General features: G+C 72.5%; 14 protein-coding genes. 6 read left to right on the top strand and 8 right to left on the bottom strand.

All coding sequences use genetic code 11. The features are described from left to right. Positions 1–372: 372 nt before the first annotated feature. Complete coding sequence (locus IF89_RS0115075) at positions 373–1,014, bottom strand: DNA-3-methyladenine glycosylase (protein ID WP_030766979.1); 642 nt, start codon at positions 1,012–1,014, stop codon at positions 373–375. Between the two features lie 108 nt (positions 1,015–1,122). On the opposite strand from IF89_RS0115075, the gene IF89_RS0115070 reads away from it, so the two are divergent. The 3 genes from IF89_RS0115070 (at position 1,123) to IF89_RS0115060 (ending at position 3,206) form a co-directional block, all read left to right on the top strand. Continuing rightward, positions 1,123–1,905 (top strand): sporulation protein, encoded by a 783-nt coding sequence (locus tag IF89_RS0115070; RefSeq protein WP_030766976.1) that lies wholly within the window; start codon positions 1,123–1,125, stop codon positions 1,903–1,905. Between the two features lie 111 nt (positions 1,906–2,016). Further along, a complete protein-coding gene (locus tag IF89_RS0115065) occupies positions 2,017–2,553 on the top strand; it encodes a YbhB/YbcL family Raf kinase inhibitor-like protein (RefSeq protein ID WP_030766973.1) in 537 nt (178 codons plus the stop codon). Positions 2,554–2,702: 149 nt separating this feature from the next. Continuing rightward, entirely contained in the window at positions 2,703–3,206 is a 504-nt protein-coding gene (locus IF89_RS0115060) for an HNH endonuclease (protein WP_030766971.1), read from the top strand. A gap of 37 nt (positions 3,207–3,243) precedes the next feature. Here the strand turns inward: IF89_RS0115060 and IF89_RS0115055 are convergent, their stop codons facing one another. The 4 genes from IF89_RS0115055 to IF89_RS0115040 form a co-directional block, all read right to left on the bottom strand. Beyond that, positions 3,244–4,014, bottom strand: coding sequence for a sulfite exporter TauE/SafE family protein (locus IF89_RS0115055; protein WP_030766968.1), 771 nt, complete (start codon positions 4,012–4,014; stop codon positions 3,244–3,246). Positions 4,015–4,104: 90 nt separating this feature from the next. Next, positions 4,105–5,091, bottom strand: coding sequence for an SPFH domain-containing protein (locus IF89_RS0115050; RefSeq protein WP_030766965.1), 987 nt, complete (start codon positions 5,089–5,091; stop codon positions 4,105–4,107). Between the two features lie 84 nt (positions 5,092–5,175). After that, on the bottom strand, positions 5,176–5,604 hold the full coding sequence (locus tag IF89_RS0115045; RefSeq protein ID WP_030766962.1) for an NfeD family protein: 429 nt from the start codon (positions 5,602–5,604) through the stop codon (positions 5,176–5,178). 97 nt (positions 5,605–5,701) lie between these two features. Next, the gene (locus IF89_RS0115040; protein ID WP_030766959.1) at positions 5,702–6,496 is read right to left on the bottom strand and encodes an ABC transporter ATP-binding protein; all 795 of its coding nucleotides are present in this window, start codon (positions 6,494–6,496) and stop codon (positions 5,702–5,704) included. Positions 6,497–6,629: 133 nt separating this feature from the next. Here IF89_RS0115040 and IF89_RS0115035 point away from each other — a divergent pair, with 133 nt between their 5' ends. Beyond that, a complete protein-coding gene (locus tag IF89_RS0115035) occupies positions 6,630–7,412 on the top strand; it encodes a hypothetical protein (RefSeq protein WP_030766956.1) in 783 nt (260 codons plus the stop codon). A 200-nt stretch (positions 7,413–7,612) separates the two neighbouring features. Here the strand turns inward: IF89_RS0115035 and IF89_RS0115030 are convergent, their stop codons facing one another. The 3 genes from IF89_RS0115030 to IF89_RS0115020 all read right to left on the bottom strand — a co-directional run bounded on the left by IF89_RS0115030 (position 7,613) and on the right by IF89_RS0115020 (position 9,805). Then, the gene (locus IF89_RS0115030) at positions 7,613–7,858 is read right to left on the bottom strand and encodes a chaplin (protein ID WP_030766953.1); all 246 of its coding nucleotides are present in this window, start codon (positions 7,856–7,858) and stop codon (positions 7,613–7,615) included. 149 nt (positions 7,859–8,007) lie between these two features. Beyond that, the gene (locus tag IF89_RS0115025; protein WP_030766950.1) at positions 8,008–8,664 is read right to left on the bottom strand and encodes a response regulator; all 657 of its coding nucleotides are present in this window, start codon (positions 8,662–8,664) and stop codon (positions 8,008–8,010) included. After that, on the bottom strand, positions 8,657–9,805 hold the full coding sequence (locus tag IF89_RS0115020) for a GAF domain-containing sensor histidine kinase (protein WP_107047276.1): 1,149 nt from the start codon (positions 9,803–9,805) through the stop codon (positions 8,657–8,659). The genes IF89_RS0115025 and IF89_RS0115020 overlap by 8 nt, the downstream gene beginning before the upstream one ends. 196 nt (positions 9,806–10,001) lie before the next feature. On the opposite strand from IF89_RS0115020, the gene IF89_RS0115015 reads away from it, so the two are divergent. Both IF89_RS0115015 and IF89_RS0115010 read left to right on the top strand, forming a co-directional pair. Next, a complete protein-coding gene (locus IF89_RS0115015) occupies positions 10,002–10,733 on the top strand; it encodes an SDR family NAD(P)-dependent oxidoreductase (RefSeq protein ID WP_030766944.1) in 732 nt (243 codons plus the stop codon). A 158-nt stretch (positions 10,734–10,891) separates the two neighbouring features. After that, a complete protein-coding gene (locus tag IF89_RS0115010; RefSeq protein WP_051807079.1) occupies positions 10,892–11,995 on the top strand; it encodes an S-adenosylmethionine:tRNA ribosyltransferase-isomerase in 1,104 nt (367 codons plus the stop codon). The last annotated feature ends 164 nt before the right edge of the window (positions 11,996–12,159 follow it).

The following is a 12,159-nucleotide window of genomic DNA, read 5'->3' as shown; positions in this document are numbered from 1 at the left end:
ATTTTTGGCACGCTGTTGAGTTCTCAAGGAACGGACGCTTCCTTCGTACTCACCCTCTCGGGCTTTCCTCCGGGCTTCGTTCTGCTGTCCTGCGTTTCCAACTCTACCAGATCATTTCCGCGCCCTGCTTCTCGAAAGTCGCAGTCGATTCGGATTTGAATTCGGTGACCGTTGGGTTTTGCCTTTCGGCTCCCACCACGTTAGCGCCTTTCCCCTGCGACTCATAATCGAGCTGCGAGCGGGAATTCGGACGCGCCGAACAGCCCCCGCCGGGGATGGGTCGTATGGAGTGGGTTGGCCACTCCGGGGGCTGCCGATGGCAGTGCCCCGTAAAAGTGGCTCGAACTACGTTAGGCGTCTCGCCGGAGTGCGTCAAGTCGAGCGGCGGCGTGGCGCGTGGGCGCGGTACGGGCTCACCGTCGGGTCGTCGGTGATCCAGAAGCGGTACGGGTGGTCCGCGCCGGCTCCGCCGACCCCCGTGCGCGGCCCGTTGCTGACCAGGTCGGCCGAGGTGGGGGTCCCCGTGAGAACGGACAGCGGGGAATCGGGGCTGCCACAGAGGTCGGTCCCGTCCAGTGAGCGGTCCACGTCCAGGGCGGTGGCCAGGCGGGCCGGCCCTTTGGCGAGTTCTCGCGGGTTTCTGGCTGTAACCCGACGTTTGGCAGCCAGGTCGGCACCCACCGTGATCTCGCCCGCGCGCACCAGGACGCCGCTCGCGTGGCCCGCCGGGCCGCACACCAGGTTGAGGCTGAACCACATGCCGTAGATGAAGTAGACGTACGCGTGCCCGGGTGGCCCGAACATCGATGCGTTCCGCGCCGTGCGCCCGCGGTAGGCGTGGGAACCCGGGTCGGCCTCCCCCTCGTACGCCTCCACCTCCGTGATGCGCAGCTCCAGGGGGCCTTCCTCCGTGCGGCGGACCAGGGTGCGGCCGAGGAGGTCCGGGGCCACGTCGAGGACCGGGCGGTCGAAGAAGGACCGGGGCAGGGGCGTACGGTCAAGTCGCGCGCTCATCCGGTCGAGCGTAGTGGAACGCGCTGCCGTGCAACCGGGGCCTATGGTTCCGCGTTGGTAAGGGGTAGTCGCGGCGTAGTCGCCAGATCGTTCAAGGGGAGTTTGAGCATGGGCTTCAAGAAGCTGTTCGCGAGCCTGGGTGCCGGTGGTGCTTCGGTGGACACGATCATCACCGAGCCGAACGTCGTGCCCGGCGGGATCGTCCAGGGCGAGGTCCGGCTCCAGGGCGGATCCGTGGAGCAGCAGATCGAGGGGCTGTCGGTCGGGCTGCAGGCGCGGGTCGAGGTGGAGGGCGGTGACCAGGAGTACAAGCAGGACGTCGTCTTCACCAAGCAGCGCCTCGGGGGTGCGTTCCAGGTGCAGGCGGGCGCGCTGCACGTGGTTCCCTTCGCCCTGGAGATCCCGTGGGAGACGCCGATCACCCACTACGCGGGGCAGCACCTGCACGGCATGAACATCGGGGTCAGCACCGAGCTGGAGATCGCTCGCGCGGTGGACGCCGGTGACCTCGACGCGATCAACGTGCACCCGGTGCCGGCGCAGCAGGCCATCCTGGACGCCTTCCGCCAGCTCGGTTTCACCTTCCGCAGCGCGGACATGGAGCGGGGCCACATCCGCGGGACGCGGCAGACGCTGCCCTTCTACCAGGAGATCGAATTCCTGCCGCCGTCGCAGTACCGGGGTCTGCACCAGGTCGAGCTGACCTTCGTCTCGGACGGCCGGGAGATGGACGTCGTTCTGGAGATGGACAAGAAGCCGGGGCTCTTCAGCGAGGGCAGCGACACCTACCGCTGCTTCCAGGTGGGTCTGCAGTCGTACCAGAGCACGGACTGGGCGGCGTACCTGAACCAGTGGATCGCCTCGGTGGGCTCGCAGCGCAACTGGTTCTGAGGCCCTTGTGAGCTGGACGGGGTGACGGCCCTGCCGTCCGTGCGGCGGGGCCCGGGGGGAGGCCTAGGCTCCGTCTCTGCAGGGTTTCCATTCCGATCAGGAGGTTTCGACGTGACCGAACGTGACAGGCCGCCGCTCCCCCACGATTTCCACCCCGAGGTGCCCGGGTTCACCGTGACGAGCGAGGACGTCTCCCACGGGGCCGACCTGCACGCGGCCCAGGTGCTCACGGGCAAGAACGTCTCGCCGCACCTTCGGTGGGAGGGGTTCCCCGAGGGGACGAAGAGCTTCGCCGTCACCTGCTTCGACCCGGACGCGCCCACGGGCAGCGGCTTCTGGCACTGGGTCCTCTTCGACCTGCCCGTCTCGGTGACGGAGCTGTCGGCCGGCGCGGGCAGCGGGGACTTCCCGGGTCTGCCGGAGGGGGCCGTGCACGCGCGGAACGACTACGGCACGCGGGACTTCGGCGGCGCGGCCCCGCCGCGCGGGGAGCGGCACCGCTACGTGTTCACCGTGTACGCGGTGGACCGCGAGCAGCTCGGTCCGGACGCGGACTCCTCGCCGGCGGTCGTCGGTTTCCACCTGCGGTTCCACGCGATCGGGCGGGCGCAGCTCGTCGCCGAGTACGAGGCGCCCGCCGCGCGCTGATCGTTCGCCCGCCGTTTGCCCGGTCCTGGTCTGAAGAAGGCCTGGACCGGGCAGTTTTATTGCGTTGTCCCGCGTGGCGCGCGCGGCCAGAGTGGTCGCGGGCCCTGCCGCCATGGTGGTCGCGGGCCTGCACACGGGAGGTGGGCGAGATGCGGGACACGCTGGTGCTGAATGCGAGCTTCGAGCCGCTGTCGACGGTGACGCTGAACCGGGCTGTGGTCCTGGTGCTGCAGGACAAGGCCGTCGTCGAACAGTCGCACCCCGATCTCCGTGTCCGCGCCGCCACCATGGAGCTTCCGATGCCTCGGGTGATCAGGCTCTGCAGGTACGTCAGGGTGCCGTTCCGAAGACATGCTCCCTGGTCACGGAGGGGGGTGCTGGTCCGGGACCAGCACCGGTGCGCGTACTGCGGCAAGCGCGCGACCACCGTCGACCACGTGCTGCCCCGGGCGCAGGGTGGTGGGGACACCTGGCTGAACACGGTGGCGTCCTGCGCCGAGGACAACCACCGCAAAGCGGCCCGGACGCCGGAGGAAGCGGGGATGCCCCTGCTCCGCAAGCCCTTCGTGCCCTCTCCGGCGGACGCCATGCTCCTCGCGCTGGGGGTGGCCGGGGAGGAGGCGCTCCCGGAGTGGCTGGGGCGTTCCGCTTGAGTTCTCTCCGCTGAGCGGCGTAGATCTTCTACGTCGCTCAGCGGGCCACCAGCTGGACGATCGCGAGGACGCCGACCGTCACGATGACTCCCCGCAGGATGTGGGGCGGGAGGCGGCGGCCGACCTTGGCTCCGATCTGGCCGCCGATCGTCGAGCCGACGGCGATGAGGAGGACGGCCGTCCAGTCGAACTCGGCGACGAAGAGGAAGAAGACGGCTGCGATGCCGTTCACGAGGGCGGCGATGACGTTCTTGACGGCGTTGATGCGTTGCAGGTCGTCGCGGAGCAGCAGGCCCATCAGGCCGAGGTAGAGCACGCCCTGGGCGGCGCCGAAGTAGCCGCCGTAGGCGCTGGAGAACAACATGCCGCCGAGCAGGGCCGGGCCGCCGTCGGGGTGGCCGGTGTCGCCGCCGGCGGCTTCCTGGCGTCGGCGCAGGGCGGCGGCGAGCCGCGGCTGGAGGACGACGAGGACGAGCGCCAGTCCGATCAGGACGGGCACGATCGTGTCGAAGGAGTCCGACGGCAGGGCGAGGAGCAGGGCCGCGCCCGCGAGTCCTCCGACGGCGGATACCGCGCCGAGGCGCAGGATGCGGGCGCGCTGCCCCCGGAGCTCCTTGCGGTAGCCGATGGCTCCGCTGAGGGAACCGGGCACGAGGCCGAGGGTGTTGGAGACGTTGGCGGTGACCGGCGGCAGGCCGGTGGCCAGCAGCACCGGGAAGGTGATCAGGGTTCCGGAGCCGACGATGGTGTTGATCGTGCCCGCGCCGATGCCGGCGGCGAACACCGCGAGTGATTCCCAGATGGACATGGACTGCGCCATCCCCTTTGCACGAGTGAGTCGCCTCCCCGCCATGAAGGTCGAGGGGCCTCACTGATCATGCATCAGGCGCGGGCTCCGTCAGTCGATGGGGGGCTGCTCGCGGCGGTCGGCGGAGTCCTTGTCCCGGGCGGCCGGGATGCTGCCGTCGCCCTTGCCGGAGTTCTGCGGGTTGAAGCCGGAACCTCCGCCGAGCGGGCCGAAGTTGCCCATGGCGCCGGAGAGGCCCTTGAGGGCGTCGCCGATCTCGCTGGGCACGATCCAGAGCTTGTTGGCGTCGCCCTCGGCGATCTTCGGGAGCATCTGGAGGTACTGGTAGGCGAGGAGCTTCTGGTCGGCGTCGCCGGCGTGGATGGACTCGAAGACCGTACGGATGGCCTGCGCCTCACCCTCGGCCTTGAGCGCGGCGGCCTTGGCCTCGCCCTCGGCGCGCAGGATGGAGGACTGCTTCTCGCCCTCGGCGCGCAGGATCTCGGACTGCCGGACGCCTTCGGCCTGGAGGATCGCGGCACGCTTGTCGCGGTCGGCGCGCATCTGCTTCTCCATCGAGTCCTGGATGGAGGTCGGCGGCTCGATGGCCTTGAGTTCGACGCGGTTGACGCGGATGCCCCACTTGCCGGTGGCCTCGTCGAGGACTCCGCGCAGGGCGGCGTTGATCTCCTCGCGGGAGGTGAGGGTCCGCTCCAGGTCCATGCCGCCGATGATGTTGCGCAGGGTGGTGACGGTGAGCTGCTCGATCGCCTGGATGTAGCTGGCCACTTCGTAGGTGGCGGCCCGGGCGTCGGTCACCTGGTAGTAGATGACGGTGTCGATGTTGACGACCAGGTTGTCCTGGGTGATGACGGGCTGCGGCGGGAAGGGGACGACCTGTTCACGCAGGTCGATCCGGTTGCGGATCGAGTCGATGAACGGGACGACGATGTTGAGGCCCGCGTTGAGGGTGCGGGTGTAGCGGCCGAACCGCTCGACGATGGCGGCGCTGGCCTGCGGGATCACCTGGATCGTCTTGACCAGTGCGATGAAGACCAGAACCACCAGAATGATCAGGACGATGATGATCGGTTGCATGCGGTTCCCCGTGCCCTTCCGGCTGTCTGTGCTGCCCCGTTGATCGGAGTCTCGCAGACCTGTGGGCCGCGAGCAGGCTGCTTCTCACATCACGACGGCCGTGGCTCCGTCGATCTCCACCACGTCGACGGACTGGCCGGGTTCGAAGCTGGTGTCCGCGTCGAGGCTGCGGGCGGACCAGACCTCTCCGGCGAGCTTGATGCGGCCGCCGGCGCCGTCGACGCGTTCGAGGACGACGGCGGTCCTGCCCCGCAACGCGTCGACTCCGCTGCGGTGTTGGGGCCGCTGGTCGCGGTGGCGGTTGGCGATGGGCCGGACGACGGCGATCAGCGCCACCGACACCACCACGAACACAAGGACTTGGGCCACCACTCCCCCGCCGAGGGCCGCCGTGGCGGCTGCCGCCACCGCCCCGACGGCGAACATGCCGAACTCCGGCATGGCGGTCAGGACCAGGGGGATGCCCAGTCCGACCGCGCCGATGAGCCACCACACCCACGCGTCGATGTCCACGGGGGTCATGGTAGGTCGGTCGGGCACGGTCGGGACAGGGTGCGGGGAACCGTACCCGGAGCGTGACCGGTGCGGTCGCCCGGCGGGGCCCGACGGCTCAGCCGAGGGGCAGGCCCTGCGCGGTCCAGCGGTCGGTGCCGTTGCGCTCGACGACCAGGGGGAGGCCGAAGCAGAGCGAGAGGTTGCGGGAGGTCAGTTCGAGGTCGATCGGGCCCGCGGTGACGACCTTGCCCTGACGGATCATCAGGACGTGGGTGAAGCCGGGGGCGATCTCCTCGACGTGGTGGGTGACCATGACCATGGAGGGGGCGAGCGGGTCGCGGGCGAGCCGGCCGAGGCGGCGTACGAGGTCCTCGCGGCCGCCGAGGTCGAGGCCGGCGGCGGGCTCGTCGAGCAGCAGCAGCTCGGGGTCGGTCATCAGCGCGCGGGCGATCAGCGTGCGCTTGCGCTCGCCCTCGGAGAGGGTGCCGAACTTCCGGTCGAGGTACTCGGTCATGCCGAGGCGGTCGAGGAAGGCGCGGGCGCGCTGCTCGTCGACGGCCTCGTACTCCTCCTGCCAGGTCGCCGTCATGCCGTAGGCGGCGGTGAGGACGGTCTGCAGGACGGTCTGCTGCTTCGGGAGCTTGTCGGCCATCGCGATGCCGGCCATGCCGATGCGGGGGCGCAGCTCGAAGACGTCGACCTTGCCGAGGGTGCTGCCGAGGATGGTGGCGGAGCCCTTGGTGGGGAAGAGGTAGCTGGAGGCGAGGTTCAGCAGTGTGGTCTTGCCGGCGCCGTTGGGGCCGAGGATCACCCAGCGCTCGCCCTCCTTCACCGACCAGGAGACCTGGTCCACCAGAGCCCGGCCCTCGCGGACCACGGATACGTCCACCAGCTCCAGAACATCGCTCATGAGCGTGTTGTCACCCCTTGCAGTCACGGTTCACTGTGCGCCGGTAGACGCAGCCCCAGGGGAAAACCTACGCCACTCGGGGAGGGGTCCGGGGCCGGGGCCCGGTGCGGGTGGCGATCCGTAAAGTGGGGGGATGCTTTTCGAACCACGTTCAGGGCGGCTGGCCGCCTGGGGGAACGCGCTGCTGGCCGGTCTGGTGTCGCCCGACGAGGCCGCGATGTCGATCGTGGGTGAGGACGCCGTGCACCGGGTGGAGGGGCTGCCGGGCGAGGCGGGTCCGGTGGGGCTGACGCTGGCGCTCGGCCGGCTGCGGGCGCTGGGGGTGACCGGCCTGCGGGTCGCGCTGCCGGCGCCGGGGCACCCGCTGGGGCTGAGCGGACCGCCGGAGTTCAACGCGCGGGCGCTGGAGGCCGAGGAGGCCGTCGTCGCGGTGGGGGCGGCGCTGGGGCTGGTGCCGGAGGTGGCGGAGGCCGGGCCGGCCGGGGACGTGCACGTGGCGGTGACCTGGCACGTGCTGCCGGTACGGGAGGCCCCGCCGGCCGACGTGCCGTCGCTCGGTGAGGCGGAGCGGGAGCTGGCGGAGGCGCTGCGGGAGGCGACCGTGGTGCTGACGCGGCTGGACGTGGCCGGCTCCGGGCCGGTGGCGGAGGCGGCGCTGTCGGCGTACCGGGCGCGGGCGGACGCGGGGCGGGAGGCGCTGGCGCCGGGGTATCCGGCGCGGGCGGTGCGGGTGCTGGCGCTGGCGCAGCGGGTGGACCTGATGGTGTCGCTGGCGTACGAAAGCGGGCACGGGGGTGCGGTGGCGGCGTCGGAGATGGCGGCGCGGGCGGAGGCGCTGCGTCCGGTGGAGCGGGTGGCGCGGCGGGCGCTGGTGGCGGCTTACAACTCGGCCGTGGAGGCGCGCGAGCGGGGGTGACGGTCCGCCGAGCGGCGGACGAGGGCCGGGCCGGGTGGGGCTCCGCCCGGCACCCCGCGCCTCGAACGCCGGCGGACCGGGTGGGCTGCGTGCGGCGCGACCGGTGAGGCTCGCGCCGGGGGCCTCGACGGGCGGATGCACCGCGGCGGCCCCGCTTCCCGGGGAGAGGGGGGAAAGCGGGGCCGCGGGTCGGGGTGGGGTCAGGCGTTGACGCCGGTGTTGCCCCAGGCGCCGTTGAGCAGGCCGATCACGCTGACCGTGTTGCCCACGGCGTTCACGGGGACCTGGACCGGCACCTGCAGCAGGTTCCCCGAGGCCACGCCGGGCGAGTTCAGGGCCTCGCCCTCCGCCGACGCACCGCCGTGCGCCGAGGAGACACCGGCGCCGGCGGCGAGGAGGCCGCCCGCGATCATGGTGACGGCTGCGGCCTTCTTGAAGTTCTTCACGTTCTCGTTCCTCCGTTGCGTCGGCCGCGACCAGCCGTCGCGGCACGCCATGGGAAACGTCCGCCCCCGCTCCGGGGTACGCCATGTGGGCTACATACACCCGACCGTATGAACCTCAGACCGGAAGGAAGCGGTCCGGTTCTGCCCCTTCACTCGGCGATTCCGTGCCTGACCGCCCACAATGCCGCCTGGGTCCGGTCGGAAAGGTCCAGCTTCATCAGGATGTTCGACACGTGGGTCTTGACCGTCTTCTCGGACAGCACCAGGGCCCGGGCGATCTCCCGGTTGGAACGGCCGTCCGCGATGAGGCCGAGGACCTCGCGCTCGCGCTCGGTCAGCGAGCCGGGCCGGCCCGCCGCGGGGCCGTGCTCCTCCTGAGCGAGCAGGGCCTGCGCCACCTCCGGCTGGAGCAGGACGTGGCCGGCGTGGACGGAGCGGATGGCTCCGGCCAGGGCGTCGGGGTCGATGTCCTTGTACACGTATCCCGCCGCGCCGGCGCGCAGGGCGGGGACCACCGTCCGCTGCTCGGTGAAGCTGGTGACGATCAGCACCCGGGCCGGGTTGGCCAGCTCGCGCAGCCGGCGCAGGGCGTCGATGCCGTCGGCGCCCGGCATCTTCACGTCCATGAGGATCACGTCGGGCCGCAGCTCCTCGGCGCGGGCGACGCCCTCCTCGCCGTCGGCGGCCTCCCCGACCACCTCGATGTCCTCCTGGACCTCCAGGAAGGTGCGCAGGCCCCGGCGGACCACCTGGTGGTCGTCCACCAGCAGGACCCTGATGCGGCTGCGGCCGGTGCTGTCAGCCACCCGGGACCTCCATCTCGATCGTGGTGCCCCGGCCGGGCTCGGAGTGCACCGCGAGCCGGCCTCCTGCACCGCTCGCGCGGTCCCGCATGGAGACCAGGCCGAGGTGGCGGCCCGCCCGGCGGACGGCCCGGGGGTCGAAGCCCTTGCCGGAGTCGGCGACCCTGAGGACGGCGCCCCCGCCGGCCGTCCGGGCCAGGGCAACCTCGACGCGGTCGCCGCCCGAGTGGCGCAGGGCGTTGTGGAGGGCCTCCTGGGCGACGCGCAGCACCGCTTCCTCCTGGGCAGCGGGCAGGGCCCGTACGCCGTCGCAGGTGAAGGTGACGTGCGCGGTGTGCGCTCGGTCGAGTACCTGGACGTGGGTGCGCAGCGTGGCCACGAGGCCGTCCTCGTCCAGGGCGGCAGGGCGCAGCTCGGTGACGGCGGCGCGCAGTTCGTCGGCGGCCTCCGCCGCGAGGGCGGCGACCTGCTGGAGCTCGCCCTTGGCCCGGGCCGGGTCGCGGTCGACGAGGGTCGCGGCGGCCTGGGCGGTCAGGCGCAGGGAGAAGAGCTTCTGGCTGACGGCGTCGTGCAGTTCGTGGGCGAGACGGGAGCGCTCCTCCGCGATGGTGAGCTCGCGGCTGCGTTCGTACAGCCGGGCGTTGGTGAGGGCGATCGCCGCGTGCTGTGCGAGGAGGGAGAGGAGTTCCTGGTCCTCGTCGGTGAAGACGCGTTCGCTGCCGTCGGGGGCGTGGCGCTTGTTGGCGAGGAAGATCGCGCCGAGGGTCTCCTCGCCGTCCCGTACGGGCATGCCGAGGAAGTCGGACATGTCCGGGTGGGCGGCGGGCCAGCCTCCGAAGCGGGGGTCCTTGCGTACGTCGGCCAGCCGCTCGGGGCCGTCTTCGTGGAGCATCGCGGCGAGGATGCCGTGCTGGCGGGGCAGCGGGCCGATCCGCCGCCACTGCTCGGCGCTGATGCCGTCGACGACGAACTGTGCGAAGCCGCCGTGGTCGTCCGGGACGCCCAGGGCCGCGTACTCGGCGTCCAGCAGCTCGCGGGCCGACACGACGATGGTGCGCAGCACGTCGCGGACCTCCAGGCGGCGGCTCATGGCGAGCAGCGCGGTGCTCACTGCGGCGAGGCCGCTGCGGGGGCCGCCCTGCAGGGGGCTTGCGGTCATGGCCTCACCGTACCGGCGGCCGCGACCTGCCGGATCGGGCGGTGGGGGGACTCGGGGCACGCCGTGCGACGTAGGTCGAAGGGACCGGTGCGGCTGGGGCCGGCGGCCGACGCGGCGGCGGCGGGCCCCTTCCTACGTTGAGGACATCTGCTGATCGAAGAGACGAAGCGAGGGTGCTGTCATGTCGGTGGCGATCGTGACGGGGGCGTCCAGGGGGCTCGGCCGGGCACTGGCCGGGGTGCTGGCGGCGCAGGGCTGGGACCTGGTGCTGAGCGCGCGGGGCGCGGCGGCGCTCGAGGAGGCGGCGGCCGGGATGGAGCGGGCCGAGGGGGCGAGGGTCGTGGCGGTGGCCGGGGACGTGGCCGAGGAGCGGCACCGGGCGGCGCTGGTGGCGGCCGCACGGGAGCTGGGCGGGCTGGACCTGCTGGTCAACAACGCGGGAGTGCTCGGGGCGGAGCCGCTGGTGCCGCTGGCGCTCCAGCCGCCGGCCGGGTTCCGGGAGGCGTTCGAGGTCAATGTGGTGGGGCCGCTGGGGCTGGTGCAGGAGGGGCTGCCGCTGCTGCGGGAGTCGCCGGCGGGGGCGGTGCTGAACATCAGCTCGGACGCCGGGGTCGTTCCGTACGCCACGTGGGGTGCGTACGGGGCGACCAAGGCGGCGGTGGACCTGATGTCGGCCGTGCTGGCGGTGGAGGAGCCGGGGCTGCGGGTGTGGTGGGCGGACCCGGGGTCGATGCGGACACGGATGATGGCGGCGGCCGAGCCGGGTGAGGACCTGTCCGGGCTGCCGTCCCCGGAGCAGGTGGCGCCCGTGCTGCTGCGCCTGGCGGCGCGGAACCTGCCGAGCGGGCGGTACACGATGGAGGCGCTCGCCGCCGGCACGGGTCCCGAGGCCGGCGTCGGAGCCGGCCGATGACCGGCGGCCGGGCCCTGCGGGAGGGCGGCGCGCGGGACGACGCAGCCCGGCGGGAGCACGGACGGCGGCGCGGGCGCGAGGACGCGCTGCCGCCGGGGCCGCAGCACGCGTTCCTGCCGGGGCGCGAGGACGGGCCCCTGCGGGAGGGGTGGCGCGGGATGGGGGCGCCGGGGGACGGAGCGGGGCCCTATATAACGGACATTCCGCCCGAACTGCTGGCGCGGGTGCCGGTCGAGCAGCGGATGCCGGGGCGGGGGCGTGACGCGGTGCGGCTCCTGGTGTCCCGCGGCCGGGCCGAGCCGTCGCTGCACGCCTTCCGGGAGCTGCCTGACCTGCTGCGGGCCGGTGACGTGCTGGTGGTGAACACGTCGGCCACTCTCGCGGCGGCGGTGGACGCCCGGTTGGGCGGCGAGGAACTGGTCGTGCACTTCTCGACCCGCGGCGACGACGGCCGCTGGGCGGTGGAACTGCGCGTCCCGACGGGCGGCGGCACGACCGGGCCGCGTCCCGGCGGGCCGGCGGGGGCGGTGGTGGAGCTGGCGGGCGGCCGCCGCCTGGTACTGGAGGAGCCACTGGCCGCGGGCGCCGACCGGCTGTGGTGGGGGCGCCCCTCCCCCGGGCCGTACGCGGTCCCGGAGCTGCTGCGGGAGCAGGGGCGGCCGATCCGGTACGCCTACACGGAGCGGGACCAGCCGCTGTCGGCGTACCAGACGGTGTTCGCGGTGCCCGCGGCCGACGGGGCGGGCTCGGCGGAGATGCCGAGCGCGGGCCGCCCCTTCACGGCGGAACTGGTGGCACGGCTGGTGAGCCGGGGGGTGCAGTTCGCGCCGCTGACCCTGCACACCGGGGTGGCTTCGCAGGAGGCACACGAGCCGCCGTACCCGGAGCGGTACGCGGTGCCCGGCGCGACGGCTGCGCTGGTGAACGCCGCCCGGGCGGGCGGCGGGCGGGTCATCGCGGTGGGGACCACCGCGGTGCGGGCCCTGGAGTCGGCGGCGGACGAGCGGGGGGTGGTCCGGGCCGCCGGCGGGTGGACGGACCTGGTGGTGACGCCGGAGCGCGGGGTCCGGGCGGTGGACGGCCTGCTGACCGGGCTGCACGAGCCGGAGGCGTCGCACCTGCTGATGCTGGAGGCGGTGGCGGGGCGGGCCGCCGTACGGCTCGGGTATGCGCGGGCCGTGGCCGAGCTCTGCCTGTGGCACGAGTTCGGCGACGTCCATCTCCTCCTCAGGGAGGACAGCCGTCACGCATCGCATTGCTGAAGCAACGCATGGTGAGAACGAGGTAAGGGCGATGTGAGCCCCGGCATAGGACCCACATCACTTACGAAGCTCCCTAGTGGAAGGTTGCAGGTACCACCGGGGCGGGCGGATGCAGCGCCGGGGACCGGAATCGGGTCCCGGCGCCCTCCCCTGATCCACTAAGC

This window comes from Streptomyces sp. NRRL F-2664 (genome assembly GCF_000719345.1).
Lineage (GTDB): Bacteria > Actinomycetota > Actinomycetes > Streptomycetales > Streptomycetaceae > Streptomyces.
The sequence above is the reverse complement of the archived record's forward strand: the minus strand, read 5'-3'. Positions and strand labels throughout refer to the sequence as shown.